This is a genomic window from Pseudomonas sp. DE0010 (genome assembly GCF_007680745.1).
Taxonomy (GTDB): Bacteria; Pseudomonadota; Gammaproteobacteria; order Pseudomonadales; family Pseudomonadaceae; genus Aquipseudomonas; species Aquipseudomonas parafulva_B.
On sequence record NZ_VEJQ01000026.1, the window covers coordinates 40,944 to 56,469 of the forward strand.

Annotated in this window: 9 protein-coding genes; 2 read left to right on the plus strand and 7 right to left on the minus strand. The window is 51.2% G+C overall.

The window, feature by feature from the left end:
• Positions 1 to 2: 2 nt before the first annotated feature.
• Positions 3 to 908: a dTDP-4-dehydrorhamnose reductase gene (gene rfbD / locus FS767_RS18165; RefSeq protein ID WP_144967211.1), complete on the minus strand. Its 906-nt coding sequence runs from the start codon at positions 906 to 908 to the stop codon at positions 3 to 5.
• Positions 905 to 2,005: a dTDP-glucose 4,6-dehydratase gene (gene rfbB / locus FS767_RS18170; RefSeq protein WP_144967213.1), complete on the minus strand. Its 1,101-nt coding sequence runs from the start codon at positions 2,003 to 2,005 to the stop codon at positions 905 to 907. Before rfbB ends, rfbD begins: the two co-directional genes overlap by 4 nt.
• Positions 2,006 to 2,522: 517 nt before the next feature.
• On the opposite strand from rfbB, the gene FS767_RS18175 reads away from it, so the two are divergent.
• Together FS767_RS18175 and FS767_RS18180 are read left to right on the plus strand one after the other, a co-directional pair.
• Positions 2,523 to 5,960 (plus strand): glycosyltransferase, encoded by a 3,438-nt coding sequence (locus FS767_RS18175; protein ID WP_144967215.1) that lies wholly within the window; start codon positions 2,523 to 2,525, stop codon positions 5,958 to 5,960.
• A 27-nt stretch (positions 5,961 to 5,987) separates the two neighbouring features.
• Complete coding sequence (locus FS767_RS18180; protein WP_144967217.1) at positions 5,988 to 7,088, plus strand: hypothetical protein; 1,101 nt, start codon at positions 5,988 to 5,990, stop codon at positions 7,086 to 7,088.
• Positions 7,089 to 7,566: 478 nt separating this feature from the next.
• Here FS767_RS18180 and FS767_RS18185 read toward each other — a convergent pair whose 3' ends face one another.
• From FS767_RS18185 to FS767_RS18205, 5 genes are read right to left on the minus strand one after another with little or no spacing between them, the layout of a single operon-like run.
• On the minus strand, positions 7,567 to 8,226 hold the full coding sequence (locus tag FS767_RS18185) for an HAD family hydrolase (RefSeq protein WP_144967219.1): 660 nt from the start codon (positions 8,224 to 8,226) through the stop codon (positions 7,567 to 7,569).
• Positions 8,223 to 8,918 (minus strand): cytidylyltransferase domain-containing protein, encoded by a 696-nt coding sequence (locus tag FS767_RS18190; protein ID WP_144967221.1) that lies wholly within the window; start codon positions 8,916 to 8,918, stop codon positions 8,223 to 8,225. The genes FS767_RS18185 and FS767_RS18190 overlap by 4 nt, the downstream gene beginning before the upstream one ends.
• On the minus strand, positions 8,915 to 10,519 hold the full coding sequence (locus FS767_RS18195; protein WP_144967223.1) for an aldolase catalytic domain-containing protein: 1,605 nt from the start codon (positions 10,517 to 10,519) through the stop codon (positions 8,915 to 8,917). The genes FS767_RS18190 and FS767_RS18195 overlap by 4 nt, the downstream gene beginning before the upstream one ends.
• Positions 10,520 to 10,539: 20 nt before the next feature.
• Positions 10,540 to 12,987: a glycosyltransferase gene (locus FS767_RS18200; RefSeq protein WP_144967225.1), complete on the minus strand. Its 2,448-nt coding sequence runs from the start codon at positions 12,985 to 12,987 to the stop codon at positions 10,540 to 10,542.
• On the minus strand, positions 12,984 to 15,455 hold the full coding sequence (locus FS767_RS18205) for a glycosyltransferase family 2 protein (RefSeq protein WP_144967247.1): 2,472 nt from the start codon (positions 15,453 to 15,455) through the stop codon (positions 12,984 to 12,986). Before FS767_RS18205 ends, FS767_RS18200 begins: the two co-directional genes overlap by 4 nt.
• Positions 15,456 to 15,526 lie beyond the last annotated feature (71 nt).

The following is a 15,526-nucleotide window of genomic DNA, read 5'->3' on the forward strand; positions in this document are numbered from 1 at the left end:
CCCTATTGCTGGATTTCGTCCAGCATACGTTGCACGCCTTGCTCCCAAAGCGGCATTTTGAGATTGAACGTGTTTTCCAGCTTGCCCACCGCCAGACGGGAGTTGCGTGGGCGTGGAGCAGGTACAGGGTAAGCTGCTGTGCTGATAGGAGCAATTTGATCAGCGGTCACCTTTAACGTAATGCCACTGCGTTGAGCGTGCGCCAGTACAAACTGGGCAAACCCATACCAACTGGTTTCGCCAGATGCAGCTAAGTGATAGATCCCGTGCAACTGGCTATTGTCTCGCTCAGCAGCGATTCGTTGCAGTATAAGTGCGGTGACATCAGCGATTAGTTCCGCACCCGTAGGAGCTCCAATTTGGTCGGCGACTACGCTCAACGTGTCACGCTCTGCAGCCAAACGCAGCATGGTCTTGGCAAAGTTGTGACCGCGTGCAGCATAAACCCAGCTAGTCCGTAGCACGATGGCCATTGCGCCACTAGATAGTATGCCCTGCTCCCCTTCCAGCTTCGTGCGGCCATAGACCGAGAGTGGACCGGTAGGGGCTGCTTCCTGCCAGCGGTGCTCACCACTGCCGTCAAATACGTAATCGGTTGAGTAGTGAATCAGCCAAGCACCTACCGCTTTGGCTTCCTGCGCCAGTAAGGAAGGCGCTTCGGCATTGATTAGCGCGGCCGATATTTGGTCGCTCTCAGCTTTGTCCACTCCGGTGTAGGCAGCAGCATTGACGATCACATTTGGCTTGACATGGCGGACTGTGGCGGCCAACCCATCCAGATTGGACAAATCGCCACACAAGCCATTGGCTCCGTGACGATCAAGAGCAATGACCTCGCCAAGCGGCGCCAATGCTCGCTGTAGCTCCCAGCCGACTTGTCCATTTTTACCCAGCAGCAAGATTTTCACCTTTTCTCCGCCCCATATTGCTCGGCAACCCATTCGCGGTAGCTGCCGTCCATGACACCTTTGACCCACTCCTGGTTAGCCAAGTACCAAGCGACAGTCTTGCGAATACCGGTCTCGAACGTTTCTGCAGGTTTCCAGCCGAGTTCACGCTCGATCTTGCGCGCGTCAATGGCGTAGCGACGGTCGTGACCTGGACGGTCGGCCACGTGGGCAATTAGTTCTTCATAATACTTGACAGGCTTGCCAGTCTTCTGGTTGATGACATGGCGCGATGCTGCAGGCGCCATCTCGTTGAGCAGAGCACAAACCGTCCTCACTATGTCGATGTTTGCCTTCTCGTTCCAGCCGCCAATGTTGTATGTCTCGCCCGTGGCACCAGCTTCGAGCACGCGCCGAATGCCTGAGCAGTGGTCTTCAACATACAACCAATCGCGGATTTGCTGACCGTCACCGTAAACTGGCAGCGCTTTGCCAGCCAGTGCGTTGACAATCATCAAAGGGATCAGCTTTTCAGGGAAATGGAAGGGTCCGTAATTGTTGGAGCAGTTGGTGGTGAGAACGGGCATGCCGTAAGTGTGGAAGTACGAGCGTACCAAGTGGTCACTGGCTGCCTTACTGGCCGAATAGGGACTATTAGGCGCGTAGGGCGTGGTTTCTGTAAAGGCTGGGTCGGCAGGCGCCAAAGTGCCGTAGACCTCGTCAGTGGAAACATGTAGAAAGCGGAAAGCTTCTTTCTCTGCGCCCTCCAGGTCATTCCAGTGGGCTCTGGCCGCCTCCAGTAAACGAAAGGTTCCCATCACGTTGGTCTGGACGAATGCTTCAGGGCCGGTAATGGACCGATCCACATGAGATTCAGCCGCAAAGTGAACTACGGCGCGTGGCCGATGCTCTGCAAACAGCTCGGCCAACACGGCTGCATCGCAGATGTTGCCATTGACGAAGCGATGCTGCGCATTCCCGTCCAGAGATTGCAAATTCGCTAGGTTGCCCGCATAGGTAAGGGCATCAAGGTTGAGGACAGGTTCGGCGTGTTGGGCGCACCACTGCAGAACGAAATTTGAGCCGATGAAACCGGCCCCACCTGTTACAAAGATCATAATTGGGCTCTGATTGGACAAAATGTGTTGTCGTAGACACACGACATTGAGAAACTTCGCCTCAGCGACGCGAGGCGAGCTGCTAGCGCTCAGGATTAGACCACCGTGATGTCGAAAAATACACTATTGGGTGTGCCTAATGCTCTCATCCGTCAGGAGATGCTCATTGAGCCGAACCACCAGGAACCAGAGAAGTCTGATTGGGCGCCCTGTACGAAGCATATCGGCTGAATGCGGCTCATCCTGGAGGCGTCGTGATTTACCAAGCTATGGGCAGCACGGTAATAGGTGTAGGCCATTACAGCTGGTCGTTGGATAGACAGAGAGGTCACCCTGGCTGCTTCACGGGCAAGGCCGTTGATACGATAGTCGAAAATTTTATGCCAGTGAAGCTGAAATGCTGATTCGGGTGGAGTCTTCGAAGCAAAAAGTTCAATATTTTTGCGCATAGGGGATAAAAATCATCCAACTGCGTTTTAGTGTCTGACATCCCTGATTCTTTATAGGAAAGTGAGAAATGTCTGTTACGGAAGGCGTGCCAAATATGAGTCTTAAGCAAGGTGCGCGCGCTGAGGGTAGCCCAGTCGCCGCCCCCCCCAAAAGATCTGGTTCAAGACGCTTCTTGCTGGATGTTACCTACTATCGGCGCCGATACGCTGACCTATCTTCCCTGACGGATGAAGCGCTAGAGCACCATTGGCATGCTTTTGGTTATCAAGAGGGCCGTTATGCCTCCGCTTCGCATGAGGCTGGCGACGCTGAGCTCGTCGCAGAGGCGGTTAACGATGACGACGAAAGCAGCGTGCCAGCCAAACCTGATTCGGCTTTGGTCGATCTTGATTTCTATCTGACTTTTTATCCTGACCTTGTAGCCGGCGGCCTAAGCAATCAAGCTGTAGCAGAGCTACATTTTCAGCGCTACGGAAGAGCAGAAGGGCGTCATCCTAATCTGGAAGCATGGGCCGCGAAGCATGAACTTCCCTCGCAGCTGCTACCAAGCAGTTTCAGCCTTTCAGCAGTTGTCGAGCGAAGCGCGCGACGAGGGATCGAGCTTGACCCTCAACGGATTATGAACATTTTCCTGGGGCAGGAAGTGATCCCAATTGATTTAGCGGAAACGCCTAATAAAAATCAGGCGATCTATGTCAAGCTCGGTGAGCATTATCTCTCACGCCAGAAGGTGCAGGAAGGACGAATCCTGCTTGAAGCTGCGTTGAGTATTGCACCAGATGCATCTGCATTCAATCGGTTGGGCAATAGCTACATGGAGGACGGGCATTTTAGTATTGCTTTACAATACTTCAACGCGGCCGCACAACTTTCTAATCCGCCTATATGGACAGCGTTCAATCGAGCGCATTGTTTGGCTAAACTGCACCAACTGGATGAAGCCATACAAGTTTTGTCTGCTGGAATTGCCGAGAATCCTAATCATCGTCCCCAATTAGACGAATTGGAACGACTTGCAGAGCAGAAATGGCGTGAAATTCATGCAAGGCTAATGACCCAAGTTGACATGCTCGATCGTCAGCGTTTGATTGATACCGCTGTCTCCTACGCGGTTCAGCTCTATAACGCTTACTTGCCGGTATACGGCGACTTTTCAAAAAATGCTATAGATGATCTTTCGGAGCTGCCGCCGTTAAACTCTCTCAACACTGACAGGGTACTGATTGTTGGTGATTTTCATATAGCGCAATGCGTTCGCTATCGCATCGAGCAGAAAATAGAACAGCTTGAGGCAGTTGGAAAGAAAGTAACAGCGATAAGCTGGACTGAGCTCGAAAAAAATCAAAATGCACTCGCATTCCATGATGTTGTGATTTTTTATCGTGTGCCAGCGGTAGTTCAGGTGATCAGGGCAATTGCCCAAGTGAACGCGACAGGCAAACTCAGTCTGTACGAAATTGACGATCTTTTGTTCGTGCCTGAATACCCTCCGTCTATAGATAGCTACGGAGGCTACGTTTCTCTTACAACTCACCGTGAGCTGACGCGCGGCATGGCGCTGTTTAACGCTGCTGCACGACTTTGTCGTCAGGGGATTGCGTCCACAGAACCACTGCGCGAGGAACTGGCCAAATTGGTCAGGGAAAACAAGTGTTGGTTGCATCGAAATGGCCTGGACAAACTAAATAAGATTCGGACAACCGATAAGTCTCACAAGAAGACCATCGATATATTCTATGGAAGTGGTACTCAAGCGCATAACACAGACTTCGTAGAACTAGCACTGCCCGCCATTGAGCGCGTGCTCAGCGAAACGCCGCAGGCGCGTTTGGTGGTGGTAGGTTACCTACGCTTGCCAGAGACATTCACCAGGAACTATGCCGCTCAGTTCACACAGCTGCCAGCGATGGGAAGTATTCAAGGCTACTGGTCACTGCTGGAACAGGCTGATATCAATATTGCCGTGCTGCACGATGATAAGGTTAATGCGTGTAAAAGTGAGCTGAAATGGTTCGAGGCAGCTTGTTTCGCTATTCCGTCAGTCTTAAGCAGTACCGCGAATTATCGCGACGTTATCAAAGATAGAGTTGACGGATTTTTGTCTGCTACCGCAGAAGAATGGTATGCGGCGCTAAAACAGCTGGTCGACAGCAAAGCTCTTCGGCAGCAGGTGGGCATGGCTGCTCAAAAAAGAGTGACGACAGATTATAGTTTGCATTCGCTTGGTGATGGGCTGGCATCGACGCTGGACAATATTGCGTCAAATCTAGAGAAAGGCAAACGCAAGCAAAAGCTCGCGCTAGTGAATGTTTTTTTCCCTCCCCAATCGATTGGCGGAGCAACTCGAGTTGTAGCTGATAATTTCTCCGAATTTAGGAAAACTTATTCCGAGAACTTGGATATTTGTGTATTCACTGCAGATGTGGAGTGTAAGCAGCCGCACCAAATGACGGTCTACACTCATGAAGGCAGCCGGGTATATCGGGCGACAACCCTGTGGCGTGAGCACATGGATTGGCACCCTAAAGACCCAGACATGTATCGTCTATTTCAAGAATTCTTAGAGCTTGAGAAGCCTGATTTGATACATTTCCACTGTGTCCAGCGGCTGACGTCCTCAATAGTTGAAGCGGCTCTAGACTCAAAAGTCCCTTACATAGTAACTATTCATGACGCCTGGTGGATTTCGGACTTCCAGTTCTTGGTTGATCATAATTCGAAGGTTTATCCAGAAGGGCATCCGGATCCGTACCAGGTCATCGACATGCCGACAAATATTAAACTAGATGACTCAATCGCACGACGTCGTGATTTGAAGGATTTGTTACATAGCGCTTCCAGAGTATTAACTGTATCAAACGGCTTTGCTGAAATATACCGTAATAATGGTATCCGGCAAATTGAGGTTGTAGCCAATGGCGTGTCTAGTGATATTAACTGGCAGCCAAAAGATACCTCTTTCACACAGCGAGTAGTTTGCGGGCATATCGGCGGAATGTCTGAGCACAAGGGCTATTACTTGCTCAAGGAAGCGATCCTTGCGTCTCAACCGGAAAATATAGAGCTCCTCATTGTCGATCACTCTAAAGAAGAAGGCTATGAGCATCATTCGCTATGGGGTAAGGTCCCTGTCACGTTCGTTGGTAGAGTAAGTCAAACGGGTATTGTTGATCTCTACACTAAAATAGATGTTCTCTTTGCTCCGTCAACGTGGCCTGAAAGCTTTGGTCTTGTTACGCGCGAAGCCATAGCCAGCGGATGCTGGGTAGTTGCCAGCAATATGGGGGGTATCGGCGAGGATATCATTGAGAATGAGAATGGGTACGTAATTGAGCCTAGTAAGCATATGCTGCAGGCTGTTCTTAAATATATCGATCAGCATGTCACCAAGCATAAGCTTCCGTCTATTTCAGCTGTAAGCAGAACCTCTGCGAGTCAAGCCTCAGATCTAAGTGTCATTTATCAGGCTCTGGCATCTGAGCAGGTTGCGTGCCAAGATTCATAGAGCCCAATTTTATGGCTCGTATTTTAAATGCCTGCATCCACACTTTCTGATGGCATGAGAGTGTCGAGCATTGAAAACAAAGGTGAATTGATGTCATCTATAACATTCGAGTATGGCGCTCATGAAGTCACACTAAAAGTTGAGTCAATCGAGGGCGCAGTTGTTAGCTTCGATAGAGGGGGCACTTGGGTTGATCCAGCGCTAATAGTTAGTGGGGTGCACATTTTTCCAGTGGTTGATAATTTCTCGCTTGTTACAGATAGCGCTTTAGTCAAATGTGCTAAAGGTAATGTTACAACCGTTCAACCCCCCTTGGAATTCGACGTAGAGCGTTCGCACGATATTCACTATCTTAATAAGATGGTGTTCAATTTTCGCACTCGCATTTCCGATAAAACTATTTTTTATCACTATCTGCGATCGCTTTTGCTATCAATGGATCGGACTAGCAAATTCTACCTAGGCGTATTGTCAGTGTTGGCTTTCCGAGTTGGAGAGGATCCTGTGAGCCGTTCACACGTCGGTCGTGAGCTAGTTCGCATTCGCGAAGGTTTGATTGCTCAGAAGCCTGCGAACGCTTTAGATCCGGTTACTTTACGTTGGTGGATCTCATCAGGTACGAACATTGTGCCATTGGCAGAGTTTTACCAACTCCGCAGTAGTGGTTTTGAAATTGCTAAAGATATTTACGAAATGCGTGATGATAGTGCTAGAGCACGAATAGTCTACTGGAATACTGCTTCTTCGATGCTGTTGTACGGGTTCTACCTATATGGCGATGGGCATCTCAGTAAAGCCTCTGAAGTTTTCTTTAACACATTTATCCTATGTCAGCGTGGTCTTACAGAAATCTTTTCGACGAGCAATAGAAGTATATTGAGTCAGTATCCAGATTGTAATGCTTTGGTGGAAATTGGCAGAAATGCCTACGCAGCTCACGCAGTGCTTACTGGCGTGGAATTTTCTCCAGGTAGTACCGCCGAGTATCCTGTAGATTTGCAAGGTTATTACATAGACTTTATTGGCGCAGTACGTCGACATGATAAGGCTCTGCCGCCAAAGCTTGGTTATTTTATAGAGCTTAAAGATAGGCTTAATAATGCTAAGGCAATACTGTTTAACAGGTAATCATTGGTATCAATATATTTTATCTGGTCGATAAAAGCTAATAAAAGCTTATAGTGATGCCCATTTTGCTTATGGGCATTACTAACTCATTGAGTCTGGCTGGATCCAGTTTTATCTGCTAAGGTTAATCTTGTTTAGCGGGCAAGGTTCGACTTAGCATTCCTGCATAAAAAATTACTTAATATTTACTTGATGGGATATAGAGTATCCCATATCTAAATTGGGGTAGCAGGATTGAAATTTTCGAGATCCTGAAATTTAGGCGAGACTGGCTGTATAGCGTCCGTAATGTTTATTGCGAATTTTTTGTGTGTTTCGCGTGCCCAGGTAGCTGTAAATGAAGGTTGCCTATATATCTAAATACGTTACCGATACCAATAAATTGAGTGTGCGACTCAAAGCAGTGCTCCCGTAAGGAGTCACTGCTAGGATTTATGCTAGACAGGTTAATCTCTATTAAATTCGACAAGCAAAAACATCATAAGCATGAAATTTTTTCTAATGAGTGAATTTTATTGTCTAGGCACCATTGCTGCCAATTTGAGACTTCTGTCCAATTACTCATAAAAACAAAGTCAATTTCTGCTTCGGAAGCGGCTTTGTAATCGTATTTGCTGTCGCCTAAAAAGAGAGCTGGTCGGATCAGGTTTCCATTTGCGAGTTCGCGTTTAAGAATGGTCTCTTTAATGTCAGGGCTTCCGAATATTCCACCATCGAATAAATCCTGCATATGTCGAAGCGAGAAAATTTCACGCAGCTCTTCTTGATCGCCTCCCGAGACGATCAGCCATCGAGTAGCCTGAGTTTTTTTTCGAAAATCCCGCAAGCCGCTCGCTACATCACAGTTGATTAGGCCGCTTTTCACATGCTCCGCGTAGCTCCTAAGAAGGTCTTCGAGTTTTAATTCTTTGAGGGGCTCTGCCACAATATGCTCAAGGAAATAACTGAATTTTTGATAACGGGATACGCCACCATTCGCTATGTGATACGCAGCGAGTGCATTCGCTGCTTTTTCTCCGTAAGGTAGCGCGGCTTGGTAGAAAGCCTGTGTCTTAACTTTGTTTGAGTCTAATAGCACGCCATCACAATCGAAGACCAAAGTCGCGTACTTTGTTAGATCTACCTCAAAATTTCTCATAACGTAACTAAGCCTTTTTCGAGCAGGCATTCCGCAACTATGAAGTCCTCCGGCCAGTCAATGTCGTGACTTACTAGTTTATCCAGTGGATGTAGATAGGGCCTGCGACCAATCCGGTCGTCCAGTTGGTCATAAATGTTTGCGCTCGCGAGGAACACACCGCTATTTACTTCATGTACTGGCGCAAGAGTTTGCGTTCTTGGCCATTTTTCGACGTCCCTGTCATAATTCACAGGTATATCATTTTGCCAAAGAAACCCATGTATCAAGTTAGTAGTCATCAGCGAGTCAAAGCCAGCGGCCATTTTCTCGTTGTAAACCTCTACAATCTCGTTGTAATGCGTCGCATTAAGAAACGGCGACGTCACATGGGTCCATAAGATATTACCATCACCAATTAACTCAAGAGCATGAGCAACCAGCTGATCAGTGCTGGTCTGGCTTGATGACAAGTCGTCTCGACGTTGATGAAGCTTCAATTTGCTGTTTCGAAGCGACGAAGCGTACTCTAGAATGCTTTCATCATTAGTGCTAAGTACTATTGCATCGATAGCGTCAGATTGCAGTAACTGCTTGAGCTTAATCTCAATCAATCCGAACTGGTGCCCCCCAAACGGCTTGATGTTTTTGTTGGGTACTCGTTCGCTGCCTTTGCGACATGGTAAGAAACAAGTAGTTTTGTTGATTTTCATTTAAGTGGCCCATATATGCTTTGGCAGTCAATATCATATCGAGTAGGGGTCAGGCAGAGAAGCGGAGTACTTGATGCTGTATCTTGATATTGCCGCAGCAGCTTATTGGTATCAGCGTTCCGTGGGTCTTCCCCAGGATAACCATCGAACCCAGCCATGAGGATCCGTTTAGCCTTGCCAGAGCTCGCAGCAGCCATCGCGTAGGCTACCACTAGCGAGGTCGGTATGGTGCAGTATGTACTCTCGAAGGTGAATGTATCAGGCTGCACATTAAGGCCGAAGTCGAGAACATTTTTGCTAGCTAGGGCGCTTTGGACATTAGCCGGGAGCATGGAGTATGGCGTGATGAGGGGTTGTGGTAGACCAATATGGGCATCACAGTCTGCAAGCAGACGGACGGGGTGACAAGCCACTCGCACATCGATCAATTCTGCTGCGATAGAGCTCTGAGTGTTGAGTGCCATGACGATTGGATTTGTTTGACGAATGAAGTGCTCCAGTGCCTGCTGATGAGCAGCCACACCTGGTCCTGTACCAAGCAGTAATACGTCTTTGCCTTCAAACAAATCTACAGGTGTCCATCGACCTACAGGCGGACCACTGTAGAAATGCCGAGCAGCATCTAATGTGTGCACGCTGAATTTCTTACCCCCCTCATCACGAAGGTAGTCAATCACGGCTAGGATATCCTCTTCGCCAAAGCGAGAGTCACTCAGCATTTCTTGGATATAGGTAGGATGAATTCCGTATTTGCCGGCTAAATAGTAGTAAGGATTGGTACCCCAGCCATACTTAGCTTGCATGGGTTTAAAATGCTCCCGCAGAAGTGTCATCAGTGGGATCAGGTTGGCTGCCCTGCCGGTACGAGCAGCGATTTCGATCGCAAGTTCTTCGGTCCGGGCGTTACCTGGGCCACGGCCCATACCTGTCACTGTGGAGTCCACCCAAGTCACACCTTCGTCCATCGCACGCAATGTGTTAGAAAGCGCGAGGCCGAGGTTGTCATGGGTGTGAATACCTAGCGCGCCTTGCCATTCACTGCGCAACCACTGGATGATGTGGGCTGCTTCGTCAGGCGACATGCTGCCCATGCTATCAGCGAAATAAAGGACGTCTAAGGGATACTCGTTCGCTACACGGGCTAGCGCCTTGATCTCTCTCTCTGAGCAGTTCGCAATTTGCATCAGGTTGAAACCAACTTCATAGCCCTGTTCCTTAAGCCAGTTTGCTGCAGGTAATGCTTCTGCGAATTCATGAACATGACAGGCTATACGGACTAGATCTACTGGCGATTCGCTTGCAGGGTTGGGAAACATCAACTCCAGCGCTTGCTGCGCGCCATGTTTACCCACTAACTCGCTGCCATTCACCATGACGCCGATAGTCATGGAGGCAGGCAGCTCCAATGTTCGCAAGAATGCATCTGTTGTATAAGCACAAGCGCCGCTAAACGTGCTGTTTTTCAGTGAGCGTAATCCTAATTCGATCGTTTGAATACCGGCAGCCTGCATGGCATTGATGTATTGCACTATAACCGCTTCGGAAAAGTTCCAGTTATTGTAGTAACCACCGTCTCGTAACGTGCAATCCAAATGCTTCATGTCGATGTGTCCCTGTATGGTCATTGATGAGTATGCGACTTGTGAGCGAGATCAGGCGAGCACGCTCCGGTCTGTCGCATGTCAGTTGGCGGTTGTCTAGGTGCGTTATACTCGTGTGCAGGGGGTAACGACAGACCTCCATATGGGCCCGCCAGATAGTCTAGGCTTAAAGCAGGGTGGTAATACGGGTCAGTGTAGCGGGTAGCCCACCTTTCTGTGAATCTTTGCTGCTCTCGTTGTGCGCGCGCTCTCTTCTCCGGCGAAACATCCTTACCCCTACTTGCCGATTCAGCATGAATCAACTGAGCGAAGGCCGTCCAAATATTACGCAGGCCAAATTGTTGTATACGCAAGCACAGGTCAACGTCGTTAAACGCGACTGGGAACGCCCGTTCATCAAGACCTTTGACAGAGTCGAATAGCGTTTTTCGCATCACAAGGCACGCAGCGGTCACTGCACTTTGCTGCTTCGTTATCTGATTAGTCCCTAAATACCCGGCATCATATTGATTCAAGTTGTTACCAGTGTGAGCAGCAAGGCTATTCACACCAACAACAACCCCACCATGCTGCACCATCCTGTTTGGCCAAAGCAGCTTGGCACCGACTGCCCCGATGCCAGGACGTAAAGCATGCGAAACCATCTCCTTAAGCCAATCGCTTTCAATGATTTCGATATCATTGTTTATCAAGCCAATCAGTTCACCGGTAGCAAGTTTTGCGGCGCGATTGTTAATTGTGGAGTAGTTGAAGGGATACGGATGGTCGATAACTTTAACCCCGCGTCTCTTGATATCGGCGATGTAGGCTAGTGTTTGCGGATCGGTGGACTGATTGTCGACAACAATGATTTCGAGGTTTGGATAATCCGTATTATTTAGCAAACCTTCGATGCATGTCTTCAGTAGCTCGTATTGATCCCGTGTAGGCACGATGAGGCTCACGCGGGGTAGTTGTGCTGGTAGGGGCCAGTGGGCTCTGAAAAGGGCTGGATAGTGGGCCACCTGGCTGACCTGGGCGCCGGGCGCCAGCTGTTCGCATAGCCAAACGAGAGCTTGGTACCGCTGAGGGCATGGCTGGGCTTGTTCTGGGCTAGCAGCTGTGTGAGACCCACGGTGGTACAGCACCTGGGGCAGATGGGTAACCCGCGCATTCGAATTTTCCGTAGCCAGTGCAACTCCGGCTGCAAGATCGTGCCAATTTATGGAGCGCTGTACTCCATCGGCGTTGAGCAACGTTACCGCTTGTTTGAGGATGCTGGCGCTGTATATTGCCCCGGGTGAAAATATATCAGCGCCGATGAAGAGGTCTATGTCCCACACCGGTTTCAGCCATGGTACGCTGCGCTCACCTTGTGGGCCATCACGATCACAGTCCGCGTATGCCCAGGCGCTGCCATCGTCAAGCAGAGCGCTAAGCTGCGCCAGCGCCATTGGGGCCAAATGATCACCTGCTGTCACCGGCAAGACTCGATCGCAGCCGCTTTCTAGCAGTTGAGTCAAGGCTGGTAATAGATCATCGGGTGTGCTTGTTACTGTCTTATGAACGTCAGTACGACAGCATCCCAAGCTGCTGAGGTTGATTTGTTCAAGCGCTTCCCCGTCATCGCTTAATACCAGCAGGCCCAGCGCACCTTGAAAATCCGGGGTCGGCTGGGTATCCAAGCGTTGAAATGCTTCGAACCACTGCGGGTAATGCTGCCAACTAGCGCTGTTGGGCAGACGCAAGGTTTGTTCCTTGGCAATTTGTTTAAGCAGCGCCAGCATCGGACTATCATCTGCCGCATTTAGTTGATGAAGCAGTCCTTCAATTCCCTCTGGCCGGCAGCATAGGCGGATAGGACTACCTGCTAGCGTTTGACCAAAATCGTTTACGATTTCTAGCACATGTAACTTGCCATCCGCCATTTCCCAAGGCAGATCGATAGAAAAGCCGTGCTCGCTCGACCCGCGATAGACCAAAGCTTGGTTGTGTTCGTCACAAGTGACTTTACAAATCACTCGGTCGCCTTCTCGAACCGTCACTTCAACGTGGCGATTAGGTGATTCAGGATCCCAACACCAGCCGGCCACACGGAGGCCTCCGTTATGCCAAACCTGAGACGCAATACCTGCGTTGTCCTCGCTAGGCGTAACAGGCAGCGATAGTTGCCCATTCAACAAGAATGGCTGGTTAGCAATTTGCGCAGTAATCGACCGTGCCTCATCAAGCCAACGTTGCCGGAGTTGTACTGCAAAACCGTGGAACTGGTCACCTGCTGGCGCACTCGGTTCGTATTGGTCAGCCCGCGCGAGCGCCACGCTTGCGCCATCGATGAATATCTCCACAATCGGTCGACGTTCTTGCTGCGTGTTGTCCATCGCCCAGCCGTGCAGCACATCGCCTTGAAGACCGATTATCGTCCCGCTGAAGTGAGGTTGAATTGCAGACACTTCCGGCTGCGGTTGTTCCAAAACATGTTCGGTCATTGGGCCAGGCTCTGGGTGAAAGACAAATTATTAAAATTGGTGACCCGCTTGTCGCTTCTCAGCGGGCTAGGGCGTGTCAACAGGGGCAGGTGCAGTTGGGCTGCAAGGCGAGGCGCTAGCCAATCGCTGCCGGGTTTTTTGACTAGACTCAGCACACCATCACAGCCAGCGGCTCGAGCACGCTCGGCCAGACTGAAGCCTTCCACTTCTGGTAAAGGCTGGACACTTCCAGTGGCCTGTAACTGATTCAGCCAAGGGCTATCGGTGTGCGCAAGCAAACGGATGGGTAGCCCGGCCTGGCTGATGTGACGAGCGGCATCCAGCCAGATAAGGGAAGTTCCCTGGTCGCGCAGGCTGTCACCGATCATCAGCGACTGCGGCGCATGCCTAGGGGCCTCGTTAGCAACCGGGGTTGATTCGACCATTAGCTTGGCGTCCGGCAGCGCGTCGCTGTAGATGGGCTTCAGCGCAGGCCACGGGACCACGACGCTTACAGCCTCCCGGGCAAACCGTTGCCAGTCGTAGTCGGCCTGTTGATCGAGTAAGCGGTCATCACGGCATTGGATGCTATATGGAATATCCAGCATTGCCGGCAGATCACATAAGCCCACCGGGCAACGCGCCAAGTGCTCAAACACGATCGCCTGCAACGGCAGATTACGCAGGCACTCGACCAAGCGGGTGAAATCGTTCGGCAGCTCGAATTCAAGATTCAGCGGTAGAGGGCTCAATGGAGCGGTCAACAGCACCCAGGTGCTGTGGCTGCTCTGGTGATAACTCAAGCTGAAGTCGGCTTCTGGCATCGTGCCATCGTGAATGCGGAGCGTGCGGTCTGCACCCGTTTGCCAGCATGCGTTCCGCTCACTCGCCGGCTTACGCGCCAATTGCTCAAGGCGAGCTTGCTGCAGGGCTTGGCGTGCAGCTTTGATGGGGTCACGCAGGCAAAAGGCTTTATAGCGCGCCGATGCGTCCGGGTAGCGTTTGCGCAGTGTGGCGTTGTTCATCGCCACACGCAGTACCTTCTCGGCCCCGAACGAGATACCCCCCTGGTGCGCCACAAACACGTTGGGCGCGCCTATATGGCGCCAACCGTGACTACGGGCGCGCAGGCACCAGTCGGTTTCTTCACCATAACCGCGGGCCAGGTGCACCTCATCGAGGTAGCCCACCTCGTCGAGTGCCGCCCGCTTGATATACAGGCAAAAGCCGCAGCCCGTCTCGATCTCCACCGGTGGGCTGGCGATTTGGCGGGCCAGTTCATCCAGCTCGGCCTGGGCCTTGGCGCTGGGCATGTCGTGGCAAATCTGGCTGCGTGGGAAGCTCATCAACTCGCCGTTGTTGGTGAACGGCGTCACCGATGCAATGCGTTCATCGCTATAGGCCACTTCACGCAGGCGGTCCAGCCAGGCACCGTGTACGCGGGTATCGGCGTTTAGCCACACTACGTCTTTGTTCGGGCTCAGGGCCATGGCGCGGTTCATCGTGCGGATGAACCCAAGGTTCACTGCGTTGTGTATCAGCGTGATCTTGCCTTTGGCAGCCAGCACTTTAAGCGCCTTGGCCAGCGCCGGGACGGGCGTCTTGTCTTCGATGACCACCAGGCGATGCGCAGTGCGGTTCAATTTGCGGGCGTCCAGCGCGCTGTTGATGCACTCCAGTGTTTCTTCGAGGCCGTTATAAACCGGGATCAGCACATCGACCGGGTTGTTTTCGCCACCACCCGCACTGGCGGGTGGGACAAAGATTGGCATTGCGTAAACCGGGCTGCCGAGTAGGGGGGTGCCATTGGTGAATTGCAGTGTAACCGCAGGCGTAGGGTTGGGCACACTCACCCGTAACCCGCCATGGCTTACTGGCAGGCCTGCTGCGCTGAGCAGCGGATGGCTGACGCTTGCGGTCGCGTTGATGCGCCCGCCATTGGCTTCAATTTGAATAGAGACGGGCACTTGCAGGTTGTGCAGATCGACTGCCCAGCCCTGGATTTCCTTCTGATCAGGCAGATAACGCACAACCCCGACAGTAGCGGGCGCATCGCTTTGTGCGGCAAGCAGCTTCAGCACAACCGCCAGCTCTTTCCCTGTATGGATATCGGGCAGGTGAGCCAGAATCATCCGACGCAAGTCCGCAGGTGTCTCCGAAAGGCTGCGGGCCTCCCACAGGGTCAGGCGCAGGCCAAGGTCATTAGGCTGAAGTTTCCAGGCGTTGGTCAGGTAGCGCGTGGCCAATGACGGTTGGCCTTGCGCCAGCAGGCTACGCCCCACCAGGGCGTGGATATCTGCCCGGTCGGGCAGGGCCTTGGCGGCTTCGGCAAAAAATAAAAAAGCCAGCTTGGGGGTCTGCGGCAAGGCCGCGATGCCTTTCCATACGAGTGCTTCGGCCCGGTACTCGGGAATCTGCAACGCACGTTCGAGTGCAGTTGCCGCCGCGTCGTGCTCGTTGGCCTGACGGTGGCGGTGGAAGATGTCCATGAGCGTTTCTCGCCCATGGTCGAGTTGTCTGGACATAAGCTTGGCTTGGCTACAAAAAATAAAAAGAAGGG

Coding starts and splice junctions, on each gene's coding strand:
- rfbB (WP_144967213.1), bottom strand. CDS start 2,005: ATGATCTTTGTAACAGGTGGGGCCGGTTTCATCGGCTCAAATTTCGTT.
- FS767_RS18175 (WP_144967215.1), top strand. CDS start 2,523: ATGTCTGTTACGGAAGGCGTGCCAAATATGAGTCTTAAGCAAGGTGCG.
- FS767_RS18180 (WP_144967217.1), top strand. CDS start 5,988: ATGCCTGCATCCACACTTTCTGATGGCATGAGAGTGTCGAGCATTGAA.
- FS767_RS18185 (WP_144967219.1), bottom strand. CDS start 8,226: ATGAGAAATTTTGAGGTAGATCTAACAAAGTACGCGACTTTGGTCTTC.
- FS767_RS18190 (WP_144967221.1), bottom strand. CDS start 8,918: ATGAAAATCAACAAAACTACTTGTTTCTTACCATGTCGCAAAGGCAGC.
- FS767_RS18195 (WP_144967223.1), bottom strand. CDS start 10,519: ATGAAGCATTTGGATTGCACGTTACGAGACGGTGGTTACTACAATAAC.
- FS767_RS18200 (WP_144967225.1), bottom strand. CDS start 12,987: ATGACCGAACATGTTTTGGAACAACCGCAGCCGGAAGTGTCTGCAATT.
- FS767_RS18205 (WP_144967247.1), bottom strand. CDS start 15,455: ATGGACATCTTCCACCGCCACCGTCAGGCCAACGAGCACGACGCGGCG.